The following is a 21,483-nucleotide window of genomic DNA, read 5'->3' as shown; positions in this document are numbered from 1 at the left end:
GTAGATGAAAGAACGGATTATCATAACGGGAGCGAACGGTCAGCTAGGGAAGCAACTACAAGAAGAGTTGAATTCTGAGGAATATGACATATATCCATTTGATAAAAAGCTATTAGATGTAACAAATATATCTCGAATTAAGCAAGTGGTACAAGAAATAAAGCCACATACAATTGTTCATTGTGCAGCGTATACGAAGGTAGATGGTGCTGAGAAAGAACAGGATCTTGCTTACTTAATAAATGCGATTGGAGCTCGAAATGTAGCGGTTGCTTCACAATTAATAGGGGCTAAGTTAGTGTATGTCAGTACTGATTATGTATTTCCAGGTGACAAACCGGATGGCTATCATGAATTTCATAATCCAGCACCGATAAATATATATGGAGCTTCTAAATTTGCAGGAGAGCAGTTTGTAAAAGAGTTACATAATAAATATTTTATAGTTCGTACATCCTGGTTGTATGGTAAGTATGGAAATAATTTTGTGAAAACGATGCTACGATTAGGAAAAGAGAGAGAAAACATATCTGTTGTAGCTGATCAAGTTGGTTCTCCTACGTACGTGGCGGATTTAATTACTGTGATTAATAAGCTCATTCATACATCCTTATACGGTACGTATCACGTATCAAATCGCGGTTCATGTTCTTGGTTTGAATTTGCTCAAAAAATATTTTCGCATACAAAAATAAGAGTGAATGTATTACCTGTGTCGACTGAGGAATTTGGATCGGCGGCAGCGAGACCGAAATATTCGATCTTTCAGCATAAAATGCTACAATTAAATGGTTTTTTACAAATGCCTACTTGGGAAGAAGGATTAGAAAGGTTTTTTATAGAAACAAAAAGTCATTAACAAATTTATGTTAGTGACTTTTTTGTTTGCCTTTAAGAGGTTTTATGGTACTATAATCATAGTATCAGGTACTAATAACAAGTATAAGTATTTCTGGGAGGATATATCATGGAACTATTACAAGGGAAAACATTTGTTGTTATGGGCGTTGCGAACCAAAGAAGTATTGCATGGGGAATTGCTCGCTCTTTGCATAATGCAGGTGCAAAATTAATATTCACATATGCAGGAGAGCGTTTAGAAAGAAACGTTCGTGAACTAGCGGAAACATTAGAAGGACAAGAATCACTTGTATTACCTTGTGATGTAACGAATGATGAGGAACTTACAGCTTGCTTTGAAACTATTAAGCAAGAAGTTGGTACAATTCACGGTGTTGCACACTGTATTGCTTTTGCAAATCGTGATGATTTAAAAGGCGAATTTGTAGATACTTCTCGCGATGGATTTTTACTTGCACAAAATATTAGTGCATTCTCTTTAACAGCTGTAGCAAGAGAAGCGAAGAAAGTGATGACAGAAGGCGGAAATATTTTAACTTTAACATACCTTGGCGGCGAGCGCGTTGTGAAAAACTATAACGTTATGGGTGTTGCGAAAGCTTCATTAGAAGCTAGCGTGAAATATTTAGCGAACGATTTAGGACAACATGGCATTCGCGTTAACGCTATTTCTGCAGGACCAATTCGTACGTTATCTGCGAAAGGTGTAGGCGACTTTAACTCAATCTTAAAAGAAATTGAGGAGCGCGCACCACTTCGTCGTGCGACGACTCCAGAAGAAGTTGGAGATACAGCAGTATTCTTATTCAGTGATTTAGCACGCGGAGTAACAGGTGAAAACATTCATGTTGATTCAGGATATCATATTTTAGGATAAATATAATAGGAATTAAAGTTTAAAAAGGACAGTCTCTAAACGTTGAGACTGTCCTTTTTAATTGTTCTCAGAAAGAACGATTTTTAACGAAAGTTCTAGCCACGTTATGAATATAACTATAATAGTACATGATTTATCCAGCTACGTATGGAAGTGGGAGGGACGAGTGTGAAGAATAAAAATAAAAGTTCAACAGTTGGAAAACCGTTGTTATATATTGCACAAGTAAATTTAGAACTCGCTGCACCGAAAATAAAAAGAATTATTTTAACGAATTTTGAAGATGAGGATCAAAAAGAGCAAAGTAATAGAAATGAAAGTATTGTAAGTAGTGCTGTGGAAGAAGTGGTAGAACAAGAGAAGCAAGAACCACGAGAGGAGCCTCAAGTGGAGGTGGAAGAAAAAGTAGAGGAAGAGCAAGTGAGAACGGTCCCTTACAATAAATCCTTTAAGGATATGAATAATGAAGAAAAAATTCATTTTTTATTAAATCGTCCTCATTACATTCCAAAAGTAAGATGTAGAATAAGAACGACGACCGTCTCATATATAGGATCGATTATATCTTACCGTAATGGCATTGTATCCATTATGCCACCAAATAGTATGAGAGATATTCGATTATCTATAGAAGACATCAAAACGATTGATATGGCCGGCTTTTAAATATGTAAAGGTGGTAGAAAGCTTCTACCACCCCAATAGTTTTTTAGTTTACTTAACTATAGAAACGTCGCGTAAGCACTGAATAGCACAGAAGCAGCTTAAATCAACAGTAATGCAAGTAGATGTCGAGATTAATCTTGCATTTGGTATAGCTAAAAACGTACAAATTGGATCGTCGCCAGGTGGTACAGGAGACCCATCACCTAATACTACAGTTAACACACGTAGGACAGCACAGCTATCGTCATCTACGCTTTCTACACGGAAAATTGGAGATTGGCAGTTAGTAAGGCTTGAAGATGGTGCAAATGCCTCAAATGGCGTTCCAGCTTTTGTGTATAAAATAAAAGGGCGTGTATTTGCTACTGCTGCTGTATTGTGTGCTCCTAAAAATGGAATTTCACAACCAGAACCACATGTTGAACTAGAGCAATCTTGTAGTTCATTGATGAATTTTACGACGTCAACTACGCAGTGAGAAGAGCTATGGTGTTTATTTTCGTTACAACTCATTAATGTCACTCCTTATCTTCTTGTTTGTATTTACATTAATAAGATATTGGAGTGGGGGAGATTTGGTCACAATCTTAAGACCTTTTTTTTTAAATAGGCTAAAGAGGATAGGGAAGGTGGAATTATGTTATTTACAAGCTGGCTTTTATTTTTTATTTTTGCGCTAGCTGCATTTAGGTTAACTCGTCTTATTGTTTATGATAAAATTACAGCTTTTTTGCGAAGACCGTTTATTGATGAGTTAGAGATTACAGAGCCTGATGGAAGTGTATCGACTTTTACAAAGGTGAAAGGGAAAGGATTAAGAAAGTGGATGGGAGAATTATTAAGCTGCTATTGGTGTACAGGTGTGTGGGTTAGTGCTTTTTTATTAGTTTTATATAAATGGACTCCTATTGTTGCAGAGCCTGTACTAGCATTATTAGCCATTGCAGGTGCAGCAGCGATCATTGAAACAATTACAGGATATTTTATGGGAGAATAATAAAGTGAAACTTTAATCAGTGGGGGCATTGCCCACTTGTTATTAGCCCGCACCAATCGTGATAAATCTTCATGATGTTAGAAAAAGCGGAGTTTAAGAGGATGCGGGAACGGAAATAAGGAGTTGTTCATATAGTAAATAGACAGAATTGACAGTAGAGGAGATGTTTGCTGTGAGCAATAATCCAAGGCAAAATTCATATGATCTACAGCAGTGGTATAACATACAGCAACAGCAACAAGCACACCAACAGGCATATCAAGAACAGTTACAGCAACAAGGGTTTGTGAAAAAAAAGGGATGCAACTGTGGGAAAAAGAAAAATAAAATAAAACAATATGAAGAATGAAACACTCATGTTACTGTGAGTGTTTTTTATTGTAAAAATAAAAAGCGGTATTTCAATTAAGAAATACCGCTTTTTACTAGCTAATTTGTGCAACTGTTAATGCTGCAGCACGAATGTCTACAGTTCCAAGCAGTTCAACTGGTACAATTTGAATTAAGTCACCAGGGTTTAAGTTAATAAGAATAACACCACTGGATACGTCTACTTCACCAGTACCAATAACGTTAGAGCGAACCGCTGTACCTGATCCAGGAATAATGTTAGCTGGTGTACCTAATGATAAGAAGAAACGACCAGCTTCTGGTGCAGTAGGAACGTTATCAAGACTGATCGTTAATGTATAACTGATTTGATAAATACCAGCTACTTGAATTCGAATACCGTCTCCGACACTTACTGTATTATTTATTACAGGAACAGTAATATTTGGGTTTGGACTTACGCTAGGTAATAGTAATGGTGTGAATAGTGAAGCGAACTGAGGTGCAGAAGCGTTGAAAGCAAAACCGAAGGCAGGTAGTGTACTAGCTGGTTTCGCCTCACAATCAATGTTATTAAATTCGCAATCAGAAGAGAACATGTTTTTCACTCCTTTATCTGTTTCTACTTTTAGTTAATGAAAAGGACAGGTTCTATGTTCTAGACAAGTTCCCAATTTTATAAAAAATACATAATAATACCTTTTAAGCATGGATTGGGTGGCAGAATCATCTGCCACCCAATCCATGCTTAAATTAGTATTCAGTTTTATATAGAAACATCGCGTAAGCATTGAATAGCGCAGAAGCAACTTAAATCAACAGTAATACAAGAGGAGGTTGATACTAATCTTGCATTTGGTACAGCTAAAAATGTACAGATTGGATCGTCACCAGGTGGTACAGAGGTACCATCACCTAAAACTACAGTTAATACACGCAATACAGCACAGTCATCATCATCTATACTCTCTACACGGAAAATTGGAGATTGGCAGCTAGTAAGGCTTGCAGATGGTGCAAATGCTTCAAAAGGTGTTCCAGCTTTTGTGTATAAAATAAAAGGACGTGTATTCGCTACTGATGCAGTGTTATGTGCTCCTAAAAATGGAACTTCGCAACCAGATCCACATGTTGTGGTTGCACATTCTTGTAGTTCATGTATAAAACGAACGACATTAGATACACAGTTGAAATCACAATCATGGTGTTGATGATCTTCATTACAATTGCAGCTCATTATGTTCACTCCTTATCGTGAGTTCTGACATACACTATTACAATATGAACGGGATATGGTTGATATTACGTTAATTCTCAGGATAGAAACAGGGAATTTATATAGAGGGGATGTACATATCGTGATATGGAAAAAAGACACCCATTATTTAATGGATGTCTTTTCAGGTAAATCTTTTTGCGTAGTATATAGAAAACGAGATATATCTAGTTTCTTTCCTCTGAAAAATTGCGGGGAGGAAATGTAAAGTTCTTCTTTTGCGCGTGTAATGGCGACATAGAGTAATCGTCGTTCTTCTTCTAATGCTTCAGAAGTCTCCGTCACACGGTCATTTGCATCTTTTAAAGAAGAAGTATGCGGCAATATACCATCGCTTGCTCCGAGTAAAAAGACGCATGGAAACTCAAGGCCTTTCGCGTTATGAATTGACATAAGCGATACAGCATCTTTTTGCGGCATTGTTTTTAATGCTTCCATTTCTTTTTGACCTTGAATGGCCTCGTTAATAAATTGTAAGTAAGCTGGAATATCCGTAAAGCGAGTGGCTGATTCCATTAATTCTTCTAACATTTCTTCTTGTATGTCCTTATGCATCGTAAAGGAAGAACGATCATTACTTTGTAAGTACTCTAAATACTTTCCTTTACCATGAATAATTTCTTTCAATGCTTTTTTCGGTTCAAGTTCTTTTATAAACTTAATAAAATCGATTCGCTCATTTACTTTTTTAACTTGAAAAGGTTTCAAGCTTGGGTTTAGTAATAGAAAATGAAGAAGAGAAGGGAAACGGCCCTCACCATATTTCCATTGTTCACGTTCAATAAATGAAATGCACTCATCACGGCCAATATACATTGTTGGTAATATATTTGAAAGTGATTCGAGGCGGAACGGTTCAAGCACGAGTCGTAAGTGATCTAATACGGGCCTAATTAAAGAATGTTCGTAGAACGATTGGCTCGCTCCATGTTTAATAAATGGAATCTTATGAATTGTAAGCTGATCAAGTAAAGAACGGCTTACAGAATGTGTACGATATAATAAACAAAAATCTTTATAATTTCGTTCACCACTATCTACTTTTTCCTGAATGAGTTGCAAAATTTGATTTGCTTCATCAAGAGTTGTCACAGGTCGTGCATAAAACGGCTGTATGCCATCGTTACGAACAGAATATAGCTCTTTATCAAAACGTTCTTGATTGAGCTTAATAACTTCATTTCCAAGTCCTACGATAAATGGATTAGATCGATAATTCGTATTAAGTGCGATAATCGTAGTATTATCAAATTCCTTTGGAAAAGATAAAATAATTTGGTGACTTGCCCCTCGCCAGCCGTAAATCGCTTGATCGTCATCACCTGCGATAAATAAATTATTTCTCGGCGTGGCTAACAATTTTACAATTTCATATTGTGCATACGACGTATCTTGAAACTCATCTACTTCAATGTAATGAAAACGCTCTTGTAATTGAGTAAGCAGGGGAGCGTTATTTTCTAACATATAATACATTTCTAATAAGATGTCGTCAAAATCGATATAATTGTGTCGTTGTTTTACCTCTTCGAAACGTTCGTATACTTCTTTGAACTCTTGTTCAACCGGTGTTTTCGCTTTTACATCTTTCGGACGATTCAAGTTGTTTTTCTCAAGTGAAATCATAGCGAGTATCGTTTCGGCATCATAATCGTCTTTTAAGCGCAATTCTTTCAAAATTTTCTTTATCATAATTTGTTTATGTTTTTCATTTGCTAAAATTTGCTGATTATACCCTTGACTACGAAGCAATTTTAAAAAGACAGAGTGGAATGTACCAGCAACGACATAGCTACTTGCGGCATGATTCATACCAGGTAAATTCGCTACACGGCTTCGAATTTCTTCAGCTGCTTTTTGTGTAAACGTCAGCAGTAAAATATTTCGCGGATGGACATGTTTTACATTAACTAAATAACCAACGCGAGTTGTTAAAACAGATGTTTTACCACTTCCAGCACCAGCTAGTGTAAGGACAGGTCCTTCTGTCGTTTGCACTGCTTCTAACTGTTTTTCATTTAAATAAACACCTTGCTGTTCTAAAGCGCGGAAATACGCCGCATCTGCATCTTCTTCCATAATTAAATGGGTAGATGTTTTCGGAATATGATACGCCGCTTGCGGAATGCCAGCGTGTGTTAACGGTTTTTGTGAAAATTTTTCTTGTGTCATATATTCACCTTCAAAACTATAGCATCAACATTTAACTTTAGCGGAAGAAAAAGAAAATAGCAATGTAAAAAACAGGAGGGGCTACCTCCTGCTACAAAATTACCCCGCTATTTGCGGGCAGTAAAACTCTCACTTCAAAATTCAGGTGCCCGTAAACCCCCACTGATTAAAGTTTCACTTTATAATTCTTTTATCATTACGACGTGTGGGATATTTGCTTCCATAAACACATCAGAAGCCGTCACGTATCCTAGCTTTTTATAGAAAAATTCAGCATGTGTTTGAGCATGGAGTTTCAATTTCGGTAGAGACTCTTCCTTGGCATACGCTTCAAGTGCATCCATAATGATTTTACCAATGCCTTTTTTACGATGTGAAGCTAGTACGCAAATGCGTTCCATCTTTCCAACTCCATCAACGATGCGGAAGCGACCAGCACCAACTGGAACATCATTATCATATATAACAACGTGTGTTGAAATTTCTTCAAACTCATCATACTCTTCTTCTGCAGAAACCTGTTGTTCATTTACAAATACTTGCTTACGTACAGAGAATGCATCTCTTAGTTGTTCGTCCGTTTGTACGATTTGTGCGTGCAAATTAGTTGTTCTCCTTTCCAAGGTGGAATGTTTCATGTACAGTCCACGTTCCATTTTCTAATTGGTATAGAAGGTGGAAACGATCGATTGGTTGCTCATAATAGAAATCTTTCATACGTAATCGACCTAATACATCAGCGTGCTCTGCGTCTGATAAGTCTTGACCGATTGTTAAATGAGGTACGAAAGAGTACTCGCGCTCTTGTGTAAAGAAACCATTATGCATTTCTTCATTTAAGAAAGTAAGTTCAGGTGTTTTTTCTACTTTAAAATAAAGAACATTATTAACAGGTGCGAATGAACCGACTTTCCCAACATGAAGGGTGAAGGGGTTCGTTTTATTTGCGATTGTATGTAACTCATTCACAATCGATTCTAATTGTTCATCTTGCGTCTCAAAGGGTGTTTTCAATGTAATATGTGGCGGAACTAATGCGTAATGCGGATCATAACGTTTACGTAATCCGTTCGCTTTATCTTGAATCATTTTTGATGGGAAAATTACAATTCCTAATTTCATGTTCCAATTCCTCCCTTTGCAAGTCTAGTTAGATTTTGAGAATAAATCTCTTTATCTATTATATCAAATTATTCTGAATACCGCTCTCTATTATTTCATTGATAGAATATGAGAAAATGCTTTTGGTAAATCTGCTTGCCAATATTTCCATGTGTGATTCCCTTCAAACTCTTCATAATGCGTGATGAAATTTCTATCTGTAAGTAGTTTATTTAACTCGCGATTTGGTTCTACGAAATCAGATACTTGTCCGTCTGTACGCTTGACAGCTGTTTCTTCGGTCCCAATTATGTGATAAAGATCTAGCGCCCCCGGATTTTTGAAATCTTTTGCTAAGTTCATGACTGTTTCATCAACAAATGGTGATTGCATAACGACCTTACCAAATGTATGCGGATACATAAGTGCGGTCATGAAGGAAACTGTACCGCCGAGAGAATCTCCAATTAAAACGCGTCCTTTACCCATTTGATACGTTGGATAATTTGCATCAATATATGGAGCAAGCTCATGAGCAAGGAAACGAATGTAAGCAGCATTCTTTACATCATTTGGGAAATATTTTTCCTTACGATCGTGTACATTTTTATATGGAATACCGACAATAATTGTGCGGTCGATTTCTTCAGTTTCACGAAGACGCTCAATTACACGGTGCGCTTTACCAAGCTGAAAATAATCTCTACCATCTTGTGCAATAACAACCGTATGCTTATGGAGAGGTGTGTAATTTACTGGTAAATAAACAAGAAGTGTAAGCTCCTCTTGAAGTGATGTACTAAAAAATGAAATTTCTTCAATTCTCCCTATTGTTTGATTCATGTATATCCCCCTAAATAAAAATTTACTGTAATGATTGTAAGAGCAACGCTTGTAGTGAAAAGGAAAGAAATAATCACTAATAGGTGCCTTAATTTCTATTTTACCATAATGGTACGAAGAATCTAAAAAATTAGTATTTAAGTTGTGAAAGAAAACGGATATAATGAAGTGGGATTTTTTACAGGTGAGAGGGGAGACAGGATTTGAAACAAGAAAGATCAATCGCACTACCACTAGCAATTTCCATTATAGCAATTTCATTCGCAGCTGTTTTTGCAAAGATGTCCTCAGCACCATCTTCCGTTTTAAGTATGTATCGATTATGGATTATCGTACTTATTATGCTGCCGATCGTTTGGAAAAAACGGGAAGAGTTTAGTAGGATTCAAATAAAAGATTGGGGATTTTTAATTGGATCCGGTTTCTTTTTAGCTCTTCATTTTCTTCTATGGTTTGAATCCTTAAAGCATACGACAGTTGCTAGTTCGACGATTATTTTAGCACTTCAACCGATCGTATCTTTAGTGGGAGGTTTTTTCTTATTTAAAGAAAGAACAACCTATTCAGCAATTGCGACGATGGGAATTGCGATACTAGGCGTAATGTGTATTGGCTGGGGAGATTTAGGGCTAAGTGAGCAAGCAATTTATGGGGATATATTATCCTTTTTAAGTGTAATAGCAGTTGTCGGTTATTTATTTATCGGACAAACGACAGTAAAGAAAGTATCTCATTGGATTTATAGTTTCACTGTATTTGCCTTCGCTGGTATATTTATAGCGATTTATAACGTTATACTTCAAGTGCCATTTACAGGCTATACGAAGTGGGATTGGAGTATTTTTCTTTTACTTGCGATTGTACCGACAGTGTCACACGTCATTAATAATTGGTTATTAAATTACGTAAATGCAACAACGATTTCAATGAGCATTTTAGGAGAACCAGTTGGGGCATCTATACTAGCGTTCTTCTTACTTGGAGAAAAATTAAATGCAATGCAAATTATCGGTAGCATGCTCGTATTGTTTGGTGTATCTGTTTTCTTACTACAGCAACAAAAGCGAACAGCAAAAAATGTAGTGAACGAACCGGCTTATACACAGGAATTATAACGAGTTTATTCTAATATACGAAAAGAGAAGTTATTGGTAACTTCTCTTTTTTTTGTTCCATGCAGAAAATAAAACAGATTAATAGGGGGAATTCCCGCCATGTAGCATGAAAAAGATAATATATAGTGGAGTTACATCATACGTTTCTCATACAAATATAGAGGGGGAAGGAGAGACCAAATGAAAGAGATTTTAATGAAATACATGACAAATCTTACAACATTAAGTGAAGAGCAGCAGCGCATGATCGTAGAAGAATTACAAATTGAAGAGTATAAAAAAGGAACAGTGCTCTTAAGACAAGGAGATGTTCCGTCTAAATGTTATTTTGTATTAAAAGGATGCGTGAGGCAACATTGTATAGATGAATCTGGAAAAGAAGTTACATCAAATTTTTATACAGAAGAACAAGCAATCGCAAATTTCAATCATCATAAACAAGATAAATTATCCCCACATACGTTAACGTGCCTAGAAGATTGTCTAGTTGTAGTTGGCGATCTGTATAGTGAAAAGGACATGTATAAGAAATATTCACAGTTAGAAGAAATGACGCGACAAATGATTGAATACAATTTTGGTGAAGTACAAGAAGAACTTACATTATTTATTGCATCGACACCAGAAGAGCGCTACAAATCATTATTACAAAAACGACCGCATTTAATCGATCGTGTTCCTCAATATCAATTGGCAAGTTATCTAGGTATTACGCCAGAATCATTAAGCAGAATTAAGAAACGACTCAAACAGTAGAGTTTTTTCCACCTCTAAGCAATAGCCATATACTAAATCCTAGTTCACCTGTGATCATCGGTAGTTGAAAGACAACGTTAAGAATGGAAATAATCGCATCATATTGTGAAAACATCGTATTCATTACGTTAATGATGATATAGCCGATTGCAGCAATGAGCAGTAATATACTAATAGTCTTCGGTATGTTTTTAGATTGAAAGGTTACGTATCCTAAGGTGAGAAGATGTAAGCCGAAAATGATTAATCCTACAGACCAAATGTATTCAAAAGCTTCTAGAAATAACATTGTATATGCTTCTGAATTAGCAACTGTGCTTTTTGAAAGAAGTAATACAAATGTTAAATTGAATATAGCAATACCAAGTATAGCTGTATACATAAGACGAAGACAGGTAGCTAGCAATGAGAGGCTAGTATGGATAGGTTTTAGAAAGAAATAAAGAGCCCACGAGGCGATAATATCCGTAATAAAAATGATAATCCATCCGAAAATTTCTGCTTTGAAAAGTGAACTTGAAGTTTGAATATTATGGAGTGTCGTGCTCGCATTACTTGGTACAACGAGATTTCCGTGAACAAAACTGTAAGAAAAAAATGCAGTGAATGCCATGATAAGAAGAGAAGTGCCTGCAAATAAGGCAAAATTTCGCTCAGTCATAATACGTCCTCCTATTCTAATGTTGTTTTCATTGTAATAGGGAAGAGGAGGAGATTCATTGACTTAAATCAAGGGAGAGGAAGTTTAGTGGAATTTCCATCAAAAAAAGATGTATGGTTATATCCGATTTTTTTCGTTGTCATTGGAGCGTGTTTTGCTCCCATATTTGCAGGGAGAGAATATTTCCTCTTATTTTTTACAATTCCGTTGGCTATACTGTTTAGTTGGAGTTGGTTTTCAACAAAATATATCGTTAAGGAAGAAATAATTATAATTACATCAGGTCCCGTTAAAAAACGTATATTTATACGAGACATAAAACGAATTTCCAATACAAAAAATCCAATCGCAGCTCATGCACTATCATTCGATCGATTAGAAATTGTTTACGGATCATATGAAACAGAACTTATTTCTCCAAGAAATAAAGAAGAATTTATTTTGTTGTTAAAAAGAAAAAATCCTGGGATTGAAATAAAGTAAGAGAGTGGATTCATATCTACTCTCTTTATGTCACTTTGGATTTGTCATATAAGGTTGCACGTGAACGACACATAAGTCGCGGAATTTTCCTTCAGCAGTTGTGACAATTACGACTGCTCTTCCTGCACTTTTTCCAGTAATCGTTACTGTCTCACCTTTCGGATAGATGGTGATGACGTCGGAGTTCATATTTGTCCAAATAAGCTCTTGATTCTTTGCCTGCATTGGCAAAACGGAGGCTGACAAATCGGCACTTTGTCCGGTTTTTATTTTAAGCTTATTTTTCTGTATATGAATACCAATTACAGATATAACAGAAGGAGCAATAGAAATTTTGGATGGATTAGGTTGTATGTTTAAAAGAGAAGTAGAAGTATTTGTGATAGGTGAAAATTTTCTTATATGTTGTTGCTGGAAAGCTGCTAACATTGTGGAGTCCCCTTTCTGTATAGGTGTCGATACTAATAATATAAAGGAAGAATGTTATAGTAAATTTAACGGAACATAAAGAAATTGTTAAATTCGAGAAGAATATTGTCGAACTGCGGTAAAAAGAAAGCTCTGCTGTTATCGTAACAGCAGAGCTTTCTTTTTATAGATTATTACGGTGTTGTTTTTCAAAATCCTCAAATTTCTCTTCAACTTCTTTTGAAGGCTGTGTTAGTAAACTAACAATTACGATTACTAGTAAACTAATAGCGAAACCAGGAATCATTTCATATAAGAAATCTTTTAAGAATTTAAACTGTGTCCAAATAATTACTGTAGCGGCACCTGAAATCATACCAGCAAGTGCGCCCCATTTCGTCATACGTTTCCAATATAAGCTTAATAAAATAGCGGGTCCAAATGAAGAACCAAATCCAGCCCAAGCATATCCCACAAGAGCTAAAATCGTATCATTTTGTTTAAACGCTAATGCGCACCCGACTAAGGCGATAACAAGTACAGCCATACGACCGACAAATACAAGCTCTTTATCAGAAGCAGAACGTTTAAAGAATGTACGATATAAATCTTCTGTTATAGCACTAGAAGTAACAAGAAGCTGAGATGAGATTGTACTCATAATCGCTGCTAAAATCGCTGCTAATAAAAATCCAGTAATAAGTGGATGGAATAAAATTTTTCCAAGTTCAAGGAAAATTGTCTCTGGATTAGATAATGTCAACCCTTGTTGTGAATAGTAAGCAATACCGATAAGACCAGTAAACATAGCTCCGACAACAGAGAAAATCATCCAGCTCATACCAATTCTTCGTGCGCTTTTAATTTCTTTTACAGACGAAATTGCCATAAAGCGTACGATAATATGAGGTTGTCCAACATAACCAAGGCCCCATGCGAATAAAGAAATCATTCCTAAAGTAGAGGCACCTTTAAAAATATCTAAACGTGTTGGATCTACAGATCGAATTGTGTCAAACGCAGGTCCAAGTCCGTTCGAATTCATAATTGTTACGATAGGAACAAGAATAAGAGCAATTACCATAATGATTCCTTGCACGAAGTCTGTCCAACTTACCGCTAAGAAACCACCAAATAATGTGTAAGCCACGACAACTGCTGCGACAATGAATAATCCAACATGATAGTTCATACCAAATGAATTTTCAAATAATACAGCACCTGAAACTAGTCCTGAAGCTACATAAAAAGTAAAGAAAATCATAATAACAAGTCCGGATACTAAGCGTAGCATATGAGATTTGTCGTGGAAACGGTGTTCCAAAAATTCTGGGATAGTAATAGAGTTGTTTGCCATTTCAGAGTAGGTACGTAAGCGAGGAGCGACATAAAGCCAGTTTGCGTATGCGCCTAGTGTTAGGCCGAGCGCAATCCAACTACTACTTAATCCAACGCTAAACATTGCACCGGGTAATCCCATTAAAAGCCAACCACTCATATCGGATGCTCCAGCACTTAATGCTGTTACTGCGGGGCCTAGTGTACGCCCGCCAAGCATATAATCTGTTAAGTTGGACGTTCGTTTGTAGGCGAAATAGCCGATTACTAACATCCCGAGCATGTAAATAGAGATAGAAGTTAAAGTTAACATCTGCGTACTCATGTAGTTCCCCTTCCTTTTGTCATGTCTTTTGATGCGTTATGCATATTTATAATCTATCATGATTATTCTGAAAAATCCATTCGAAAATACGAATTTTCTGAAATGTAAGCGTTTTTCGACAGTGTTTTTCTTTTGTAATATATAATTTTCTGACAAAAAACCTTAATTTTAATAGAGTATTTATTATATTTACATAAAAACAGGTTGTTTTGTCAATATAATATCGGATGAAGAAAAAATATTTTTTTCGGAAAAAGTATTGACTTATTAGAAACGTGAGGAATATAATGAGTGCAACTTAAAAAAATGCAAGCGTTGATGAAGAAGAGTACACATGATGAACATGTCAGAGAGCTGATGGTTGGTGCGAATCAGTATGGAATTGATGTGGAATGGGCTTCGGAGCTTCCAAACCGAAACGAAAGAAGTAGGCTTTGGCGACATGATCTCATCGATATAAGAGACACGTATTATTTTTGATACGGCAAAGTGCGTTACATTCGTAACGAATTAAGGTGGCACCACGGGAGTACCCGTCCTTTCTATAGGATGAGTACTCCCTTTTTGTGTATAAAAAATTAAATAAGCTAAATCGTTTAAGTAAGAAGAGTACGTATATTTGGAGACGTTACAGAGAGCCGGGAGCAGGTGGGAGCCCGGTACGGTGCCATATACCGAATGGGCTTACGAGAGGTATGCTGAACAATTTCTATTCAGTAGGCAACCCGGGTTCCGCCGTTAAAAGGATAAGGTATATATTTTGTACCTGAATAAAGCGGGATGCTTTTGCGTCCAACCTGAGGTGGTACCACGGTAAATTTATCGTCCTCTACATATTTCGATATGTAGGGGACTTTTTTATTTTTCAGAGTGAGGTGAAAGGCATGATGACAAAAGAGGAATTTATGAAGCAAAAAGAACAAGGAAAAACATTTTTAGTAATCGCTGAAGAAGAAGGAGATAGCATTACGCCAATTTCTTTATATAGACGTATGAAAGGGAAGAATAAATTTTTATTAGAAAGCTCACAGCTTCATCAAGATAAAGGACGCTATTCTTACTTAGGGTGTAATCCTTATGGAGAAGTGAAAAGTGTTGGTATAGAAGTAGAGCGAACGATGTATGGGCAAACAGAAAAGCTGCAAGGCAACGTACTGCAAGTATTAGAAGATGTAATCGCACCAGCGCAAGTAGACAGTCCATTCCCGTTTTGCGGGGGAGCAGTTGGATATATCGGCTATGACGTAATTCGGCAGTATGAAAATATAGGAGTAGACTTGCATGATCCATTAAATATTCCAGAAGTACACCTTTTACTGTATCGCGAGTTTATCGTTTACGATCATTTACGCCAAAAACTATCGTTTGTATATGTATGCAAGGAAGATGAATCAGCTTCTTATGAAGAAGTATACGAGAGATTGCAACGATACAAAGAGGAAGTGCTAAACGGAGAAGAAGAGAAGGTTAGTGAAGTAATATCATCTTTATCATTTACTTCTTCAGTAACGGAAAAAGAATTTTGTGAAATGGTAGAAATAGCAAAAGAATACATTCGGGCCGGAGATATTTTTCAAGTTGTATTATCCCAGCGTTTGCAAAGTGAGTGTAAAGGAGATCCGTTCGCATTATACCGGAAACTTCGAATTGCAAATCCATCACCATATATGTTCTATATCGATTTTCAAGATTATGTTGTACTTGGCTCTTCGCCAGAAAGTTTACTATCAGTAAGAGACGATAAGGTGATGACAAACCCAATTGCCGGTACGAGGCCGAGAGGGAAAACGAAGCAGGAAGATGAAGAAATCGAAAAAGAACTGTTAGGAAATGAGAAAGAGCGGGCGGAGCATATGATGCTTGTGGACCTAGGCCGAAATGATATTGGCAGAGTAAGTGAAATTGGTTCTGTGACGATAAATAAATATATGAAAGTGGAGAAATACTCTCACGTTATGCACATTGTATCCGAAGTTTACGGAACATTGCGAAAACGAATGAGTGGGTTTGATGCATTAGCGTATTGTTTACCAGCTGGTACAGTATCAGGTGCTCCGAAAATTAGAGCGATGGAAATTATTAATACGTTAGAGCATGAAAAAAGAAATGTATACGCCGGAGCAGTTGGATATATTTCATTCTCAGGAAATCTTGATATGGCGCTAGCAATTCGAACGATGGTTGTAAAAGATGAGAAAGCGTACGTTCAGGCAGGAGCGGGTATCGTCTACGATTCAGACCCTGTAGATGAATATGAAGAAACATTAAATAAAGCGAGAGCGCTTTTGGAGGTTATGAAATGATTGTACTGATTGATAACTATGATTCATTCACATATAACTTGTATCAACTATTAGGCGAGTACGAGGAAGAAATTGTTGTAGTAAGAAATGATCAAATAACAATTGAACAATTAGAGGAGATGAAGCCGAAAGGAATTGTGCTATCACCAGGACCTGGAAAACCAGAAGATGCTGGAATTTGTATCGATGTTATTCGTCACTTTTATAAGAACGTTCCCATCTTAGGAATTTGCCTTGGCCATCAAGCAATCATATCCGCATTTGGAGGAGAAATTGTTAGAGCAGAGCGCATTAAACACGGAAAAACATCGCGTGTGAAACATAACGGAACGTCAATCTTTTCGTACGTTACGCAGCCGCTAACAGCGATGCGTTACCATTCACTCGTCGCAGCGCAAAATGGTTTGCCGCAGTGTTTTGACATACTCGCGACAGCGATGGATGACGGAGAAATCATGGCAGTTCGTCACAACTATTATCCGCTCTTCGGATTACAGTTTCACCCAGAATCAATTGCAACAGAAGAAGGCGGAAGGTTAATATGTGCCTTTTTAGCAGAAGTGAAAGAGGAGGAGAGAGTATGAACAGTTATCTTCGAAAGTTAGTAGAGGGACAACATTTAACAGAAGAGGAAATGTATGAAGCGGGACTTCTTTTATTAAGTGACAACATATTGGAAAGTGAAGTTGCAGCTTTCTTAGTATTGCTGAAAGCGAAAGGCGAAACAGCAGAAGAAATATACGGTCTCGTTCGTGCTCTTCGCGAAAAGGCATTACCGTTTTCAAATCATATAAAAGGCGCGATGGATAATTGCGGAACAGGTGGTGACGGTGCACAAACATTCAATATTAGTACAACATCGGCATTCGTACTTGCGGGGGCTGGCGTAAAGGTTGCCAAACATGGAAACCGTGCTGTTTCTAGTAAGACTGGAAGTGCAGATTTATTAGAAGAACTCGGTGTAAATATTAGCAGTACGCCAAGCGAAATTGATTATTTACTAGAGCATGTCGGGATCGCATTTTTATTCGCACCAGCGATGCACCCAGCATTAAGGCGCATTATGAAAATAAGAAAAGAATTAAATGTTCCGACGATCTTTAACTTAATTGGACCGTTAACAAATCCAGTTAATTTAGAAACGCAATTTGTAGGTATTTATAAACGAGATATGTTATTACCGATTGCACAAGTATTACAAAAGCTAGGCCGGAAACAAGCGCTCGTCGTAAACGGAAGTGGCTTTTTAGATGAAGCATCATTACAAGGAGAAAACTGCGTCGCTATTTTAAAAGACAATGAAATAATCGAAATGAGTATTGAGCCTGAAAAATATGGTTTTTCAAGAGTGGAAAATGAAGAAATTAGAGGCGGGAATTCGAAAGAAAATGCAAAGATTACGCTCGGAGTATTAAGCGGAGAAAAAAGTGTATACCGCGATACCGTTTTATTAAATGCAGGGCTTGCTCTTTTCGCAAACGGAAAAGCGGAAACGATTGAAGAAGGAATTAAACTAGCGACACATAGCATTGACTCTGGAAAAGCATTAGCCAAACTAAATTTATTAATAACGGCAAGCAACGAAAAATTAGAAAGGGTGAATTAAAGTGGGGACGATTTTAGACAAAATTGTAGAGCAGAAGAAAGTGGAAGTTGCGGAGTTATATGAAACATATACACCAGTAAAAGCAAAAAGGAAAACACACTCACTTGTAAAAGCTTTAGAGCAGTTTACTGTAATCGCAGAGGTAAAGCGAGCGTCTCCATCAAAAGGCGATATTAATTTACACGTTGATGTGCCAAAACAAGTAAAAACATATGAAGAATGCGGGGCTGGAGCAGTCTCGATTTTAACAGACGGTCAATTTTTTAAAGGATCGTTTCACGATTTACAAACGGCAAGAGTAGAAAGTAACATCCCGCTTTTATGTAAAGATTTTATAATTGATAAGATTCAAATTGATAGAGCGTATGAAGCAGGAGCAGATCTTATTTTATTAATCGTTGCAGCATTGTCAAAAGAGAAATTAAACGAGCTTTATAACTACGTGCTAGAAAAGGGATTAGAAGCGATTGTTGAAGTTCATGATGAACAGGAATTAGAAATTGCAATCCGATTAAATCCGCACGTTATCGGTATTAACAACCGTAATTTAAAAACGTTTGAAGTAGATTTAAGCCAAACTGAAAAGCTCGGAAAACGACTGAATGAGGCAAACCTACTTTGGATTAGTGAAAGCGGCATTCATTCAAAAGAAGATATCATTCGCGTCAAACGAGCTGGTGCAAAAGGCGTATTAGTCGGAGAAGCGCTTATGACATCGTCTTCTATCAGTACCTTTTTTGAAGACTGTAAGGTGAGCATATGAAAGTGAAGATTTGCGGCATCACTGATGTTGAAACAGCGAAACGTGCTTGCGAATACGGAGCGGATGCAATCGGTTTCGTTTTTGCAGAAAGTAAACGGAAAATCACTCCAGGGCAAGCGAAAGAAATTATTGGGGAAATTCCAGCCCACGTTTTCAAGGTCGGTGTTTTCGTAAATGAATCAGTCGAAGTGATCCAGAAAATTGCAGAGGAGTGCAGGTTAACGCATGTGCAATTGCATGGGGATGAAGACAACCATCACATTAGAAGATTGAACATTCCGTCTATAAAGGCGTTAGGAGTAGCTTTAGAGAAAGATATTGAACATGCGAAAAAATACGAAACAGATTATCTGTTATTTGATAGCCCGAAAGAAAAGTTTCATGGAGGAAATGGAAGGACATTCTCATGGGAATTACTTGAGCATATGCCAAACGAATTGCGAGAGAAAACGATATTAGCTGGCGGATTAAACGTCATTAATATAGAAGAAGCCATTCAAACCGTTCAGCCATATATGGTCGATGTGAGTAGCGGGGTAGAGACAGAAGGAAAGAAAGATTTGGAGAAAATAAAACAATTTATTATAAAAGCGAAGGAGTGTTCCAAATGAATTATGCATATCCAGATGAAAAAGGTCATTACGGTATATACGGAGGACGATACGTTCCAGAAACGTTAATGCAATCTGTATTAGAACTAGAAGAAGCATATAAAGAAGCGATGCAAGATGAAGCGTTTCAAAAGGAATTAGATCATTATTTACAAACGTATGTTGGAAGAGAAACACCGCTTTATTTCGCTGAAAATATGACGAAGTATTGCGGCGGAGCAAAAATCTATTTGAAACGTGAAGATTTGAACCATACGGGAGCTCATAAAATTAACAATACAATCGGTCAGGCACTTCTTGCGGTAAGAATGGGTAAGAAGAAAGTTGTCGCTGAAACAGGAGCAGGACAACACGGAGTTGCAACAGCTACTGTATGTGCACTTTTCGGTTTAGAATGCGTCATCTTCATGGGAGAAGAAGATGTGAGACGACAAAAATTAAACGTGTTTCGAATGGAATTACTCGGAGCGAAAGTAGAAAGCGTTGCGGCAGGTAGCGGCACGTTGAAAGATGCGGTAAACGAGGCGCTTCGTTACTGGGTTTCACATGTACACGATACGCACTACATTATGGGATCAGTTCTCGGGCCACATCCATTCCCGCAAATTGTTCGTGATTTCCAAAGTGTAATTGGGAAAGAAACGAAAAAGCAATACGAAGCGTTAGAAGGAAAATTACCAGAAGCAGTCGTTGCTTGTATTGGCGGTGGTAGTAATGCAATGGGAATGTTTTATCCGTTCGTACACGATGAAGAAGTTGCTCTTTACGGTGTTGAAGCAGCTGGAAAAGGTGTTCACACAGAAAAGCACGCAGCCACTTTAACGAAAGGAAGTGTCGGTGTTTTACACGGATCGATGATGTACCTTCTGCAAAATGAAGAAGGGCAAATTCAAGAAGCGCACTCTATTTCGGCAGGGCTGGATTACCCAGGTGTTGGGCCAGAACATAGCTTGCTAAAAGATATTGGCCGCGTTTCTTATCATTCCATTACAGATGAAGAAGCGTTAGAAGCATTTCAATTATTAACGAAAAAAGAAGGGATTATCCCGGCATTAGAAAGTTCACATGCTGTTGCATACGCTTTAAAACTAGCGCCGCAAATGAAGAAAGACGAAGGACTTGTCATTTGTTTATCCGGCCGCGGTGATAAAGATGTAGAGAGTATAAAACGTTATATGGAAGAGGTGTAAAAAATGGGAGTAGAAAAAATTATAGCAGCGTTTGAAAATGGCAAGAAAGCATTTATTCCGTATGTAATGGGCGGAGATGGTGGACTTGAAAAGTTAAAAGAAAGAATTCGTTTTCTTGATGAAGCAGGAGCAAGCATCGTTGAAATCGGTATTCCGTTCTCAGATCCAGTCGCAGACGGTCCAACTATTCAAAGGGCAGGAAAAAGAGCATTAGATAGCGGTGTAACATTGAAAGGTATTTTTCAAGCATTAATAGAGGTGAGGCAAGAAGTTCAAATTCCATTTGTACTTATGACATATTTAAATCCAGTACTCGCATTCGGAAAGGAACGTTTCATTGAGAGCTGTCTTGAAGCAGGGGTGGACGGTATTATCGTTCCAGACTTACCGTATGAAGAACAAGAAATTATTGCGCCGCTTCTCCGCGATGCGAATATTGCTTTAATTCCACTAGTAACTGTAACGAGCCCAATTGAGCGAATCAAGAAAATTACGAGTGAATCACAAGGATTCGTCTACGCCGTTACAGTAGCGGGCGTAACAGGAGTACGTCAAAACTTTAAAGGTGAGATTCATAGTTACTTAGAAAAAGTAAAATCACACGTCCACTTACCAGTAGTCGCAGGATTCGGTATTTCAACAAGAGAGCAAATAGAAGAAATGATTACAATATGTGACGGTGTTGTCGTTGGAAGTAAAGTCATTGAGCTTTTAGAAAATGAAAAGCAAGAGGAAATATGTGAGTTAATACATGCAGTAAAAGAAACAGAAGAGGCATAAGTCTCTTCTGTTTCTTTTATG

25 protein-coding genes and 2 other annotated features are annotated in these 21,483 nt (G+C 37.3%); of the genes, 15 read left to right on the top strand and 10 right to left on the bottom strand.

Annotated features, from left to right (window positions below; all coding sequences use genetic code 11):
- Positions 1 to 4: 4 nt before the first annotated feature.
- The 3 genes from rfbD to JFU20_RS08955 all read left to right on the top strand — a co-directional run bounded on the left by rfbD (position 5) and on the right by JFU20_RS08955 (position 2,404).
- Positions 5 to 859, top strand: coding sequence for a dTDP-4-dehydrorhamnose reductase (gene rfbD / locus JFU20_RS08965; RefSeq protein WP_002064283.1), 855 nt, complete (start codon positions 5 to 7; stop codon positions 857 to 859).
- Positions 860 to 967: 108 nt separating this feature from the next.
- Positions 968 to 1,738, top strand: a complete 771-nt coding sequence (gene fabI, locus JFU20_RS08960) for an enoyl-ACP reductase FabI (RefSeq protein WP_002011384.1) — start codon at positions 968 to 970, stop codon at positions 1,736 to 1,738.
- Positions 1,739 to 1,885: 147 nt separating this feature from the next.
- Positions 1,886 to 2,404: a CotO family spore coat protein gene (locus JFU20_RS08955; RefSeq protein WP_195743474.1), complete on the top strand. Its 519-nt coding sequence runs from the start codon at positions 1,886 to 1,888 to the stop codon at positions 2,402 to 2,404.
- 48 nt (positions 2,405 to 2,452) lie between these two features.
- Here the strand turns inward: JFU20_RS08955 and exsY are convergent, their stop codons facing one another.
- Positions 2,453 to 2,917, bottom strand: coding sequence for an exosporium assembly protein ExsY (gene exsY, locus JFU20_RS08950; protein ID WP_002140857.1), 465 nt, complete (start codon positions 2,915 to 2,917; stop codon positions 2,453 to 2,455).
- 124 nt (positions 2,918 to 3,041) lie between these two features.
- Between exsY and JFU20_RS08945 the strand changes: the two genes are divergently transcribed.
- A complete protein-coding gene (locus JFU20_RS08945) occupies positions 3,042 to 3,401 on the top strand; it encodes a DUF1360 domain-containing protein (RefSeq protein ID WP_201038543.1) in 360 nt (119 codons plus the stop codon).
- A gap of 163 nt (positions 3,402 to 3,564) precedes the next feature.
- Positions 3,565 to 3,750 (top strand): hypothetical protein, encoded by a 186-nt coding sequence (locus tag JFU20_RS08940; protein WP_002064286.1) that lies wholly within the window; start codon positions 3,565 to 3,567, stop codon positions 3,748 to 3,750.
- A gap of 76 nt (positions 3,751 to 3,826) precedes the next feature.
- On the opposite strand, the gene exsF is transcribed toward JFU20_RS08940, so the two are convergent.
- The 6 genes from exsF to JFU20_RS08910 form a co-directional block, all read right to left on the bottom strand.
- Complete coding sequence (gene exsF, locus JFU20_RS08935) at positions 3,827 to 4,330, bottom strand: exosporium protein ExsF (protein WP_002011391.1); 504 nt, start codon at positions 4,328 to 4,330, stop codon at positions 3,827 to 3,829.
- Positions 4,331 to 4,497: 167 nt separating this feature from the next.
- The gene (gene cotY, locus JFU20_RS08930; RefSeq protein WP_002011392.1) at positions 4,498 to 4,968 is read right to left on the bottom strand and encodes a spore coat protein CotY; all 471 of its coding nucleotides are present in this window, start codon (positions 4,966 to 4,968) and stop codon (positions 4,498 to 4,500) included.
- A 144-nt stretch (positions 4,969 to 5,112) separates the two neighbouring features.
- Positions 5,113 to 7,179 carry an ATP-dependent helicase gene (locus tag JFU20_RS08925; protein WP_002011394.1) on the bottom strand — a complete coding sequence of 689 codons (2,067 nt, stop codon included), beginning with the start codon at positions 7,177 to 7,179 and terminating at the stop codon, positions 5,113 to 5,115.
- A 179-nt stretch (positions 7,180 to 7,358) separates the two neighbouring features.
- Positions 7,359 to 7,781, bottom strand: coding sequence for a GNAT family N-acetyltransferase (locus JFU20_RS08920; protein ID WP_002011396.1), 423 nt, complete (start codon positions 7,779 to 7,781; stop codon positions 7,359 to 7,361).
- A 1-nt stretch (position 7,782) separates the two neighbouring features.
- Complete coding sequence (locus JFU20_RS08915) at positions 7,783 to 8,301, bottom strand: YjcG family protein (protein WP_002011397.1); 519 nt, start codon at positions 8,299 to 8,301, stop codon at positions 7,783 to 7,785.
- 90 nt (positions 8,302 to 8,391) lie between these two features.
- Entirely contained in the window at positions 8,392 to 9,123 is a 732-nt protein-coding gene (locus JFU20_RS08910; RefSeq protein WP_002011399.1) for an alpha/beta hydrolase, read from the bottom strand.
- Positions 9,124 to 9,326: 203 nt separating this feature from the next.
- Between JFU20_RS08910 and JFU20_RS08905 the strand changes: the two genes are divergently transcribed.
- Positions 9,327 to 10,238, top strand: coding sequence for a DMT family transporter (locus JFU20_RS08905; RefSeq protein ID WP_002030492.1), 912 nt, complete (start codon positions 9,327 to 9,329; stop codon positions 10,236 to 10,238).
- Positions 10,239 to 10,418: 180 nt separating this feature from the next.
- Positions 10,419 to 10,994 (top strand): Crp/Fnr family transcriptional regulator, encoded by a 576-nt coding sequence (locus tag JFU20_RS08900; protein ID WP_002011403.1) that lies wholly within the window; start codon positions 10,419 to 10,421, stop codon positions 10,992 to 10,994.
- Here JFU20_RS08900 and JFU20_RS08895 read toward each other — a convergent pair.
- Complete coding sequence (locus JFU20_RS08895) at positions 10,984 to 11,655, bottom strand: DUF4386 domain-containing protein (protein ID WP_002166136.1); 672 nt, start codon at positions 11,653 to 11,655, stop codon at positions 10,984 to 10,986. The genes JFU20_RS08900 and JFU20_RS08895 overlap by 11 nt on opposite strands.
- Positions 11,656 to 11,742: 87 nt before the next feature.
- On the opposite strand from JFU20_RS08895, the gene JFU20_RS08890 reads away from it, so the two are divergent.
- Complete coding sequence (locus JFU20_RS08890; protein ID WP_060751711.1) at positions 11,743 to 12,138, top strand: PH domain-containing protein; 396 nt, start codon at positions 11,743 to 11,745, stop codon at positions 12,136 to 12,138.
- A 30-nt stretch (positions 12,139 to 12,168) separates the two neighbouring features.
- On the opposite strand, the gene JFU20_RS08885 is transcribed toward JFU20_RS08890, so the two are convergent.
- Positions 12,169 to 12,567 (bottom strand): Ig-like domain-containing protein, encoded by a 399-nt coding sequence (locus JFU20_RS08885; RefSeq protein ID WP_201038542.1) that lies wholly within the window; start codon positions 12,565 to 12,567, stop codon positions 12,169 to 12,171.
- A gap of 163 nt (positions 12,568 to 12,730) precedes the next feature.
- The gene (putP, locus tag JFU20_RS08880) at positions 12,731 to 14,209 is read right to left on the bottom strand and encodes a sodium/proline symporter PutP (protein ID WP_201038541.1); all 1,479 of its coding nucleotides are present in this window, start codon (positions 14,207 to 14,209) and stop codon (positions 12,731 to 12,733) included.
- A gap of 306 nt (positions 14,210 to 14,515) precedes the next feature.
- Positions 14,516 to 14,753: a binding site (T-box leader), on the top strand.
- Between the two features lie 42 nt (positions 14,754 to 14,795).
- Positions 14,796 to 15,042, top strand: a binding site (T-box leader).
- A 51-nt stretch (positions 15,043 to 15,093) separates the two neighbouring features.
- Here putP and trpE point away from each other — a divergent pair.
- The 7 genes from trpE to trpA are packed head-to-tail and all read left to right on the top strand — an operon-like array spanning position 15,094 to position 21,462.
- A complete protein-coding gene (gene trpE, locus JFU20_RS08875; RefSeq protein WP_201038540.1) occupies positions 15,094 to 16,512 on the top strand; it encodes an anthranilate synthase component I in 1,419 nt (472 codons plus the stop codon).
- Positions 16,509 to 17,096: an anthranilate synthase component II gene (locus JFU20_RS08870; RefSeq protein WP_201038539.1), complete on the top strand. Its 588-nt coding sequence runs from the start codon at positions 16,509 to 16,511 to the stop codon at positions 17,094 to 17,096. The genes trpE and JFU20_RS08870 overlap by 4 nt, the downstream gene beginning before the upstream one ends.
- The gene (gene trpD / locus JFU20_RS08865; RefSeq protein WP_201038538.1) at positions 17,093 to 18,118 is read left to right on the top strand and encodes an anthranilate phosphoribosyltransferase; all 1,026 of its coding nucleotides are present in this window, start codon (positions 17,093 to 17,095) and stop codon (positions 18,116 to 18,118) included. The genes JFU20_RS08870 and trpD overlap by 4 nt, the downstream gene beginning before the upstream one ends.
- A gap of 1 nt (position 18,119) precedes the next feature.
- A complete protein-coding gene (gene trpC, locus JFU20_RS08860; protein ID WP_201038537.1) occupies positions 18,120 to 18,881 on the top strand; it encodes an indole-3-glycerol phosphate synthase TrpC in 762 nt (253 codons plus the stop codon).
- Positions 18,878 to 19,492 carry a phosphoribosylanthranilate isomerase gene (locus JFU20_RS08855; RefSeq protein ID WP_201038536.1) on the top strand — a complete coding sequence of 205 codons (615 nt, stop codon included), beginning with the start codon at positions 18,878 to 18,880 and terminating at the stop codon, positions 19,490 to 19,492. The genes trpC and JFU20_RS08855 overlap by 4 nt, the downstream gene beginning before the upstream one ends.
- Positions 19,489 to 20,682 carry a tryptophan synthase subunit beta gene (gene trpB, locus JFU20_RS08850; RefSeq protein ID WP_002086917.1) on the top strand — a complete coding sequence of 398 codons (1,194 nt, stop codon included), beginning with the start codon at positions 19,489 to 19,491 and terminating at the stop codon, positions 20,680 to 20,682. The genes JFU20_RS08855 and trpB overlap by 4 nt, the downstream gene beginning before the upstream one ends.
- Positions 20,683 to 20,685: 3 nt before the next feature.
- Positions 20,686 to 21,462 carry a tryptophan synthase subunit alpha gene (gene trpA / locus JFU20_RS08845; protein ID WP_201038535.1) on the top strand — a complete coding sequence of 259 codons (777 nt, stop codon included), beginning with the start codon at positions 20,686 to 20,688 and terminating at the stop codon, positions 21,460 to 21,462.
- The last annotated feature ends 21 nt before the right edge of the window (positions 21,463 to 21,483 follow it).

Origin of the sequence: Bacillus sp. TH30 (genome assembly GCF_016650875.1) — a bacterium.
Taxonomy (GTDB): domain Bacteria; phylum Bacillota; class Bacilli; order Bacillales; family Bacillaceae_G; genus Bacillus_A; species Bacillus_A mycoides.
Note: the sequence above shows the minus strand (reverse complement) of the source record. Positions and strands in the feature narration are given on the sequence as shown.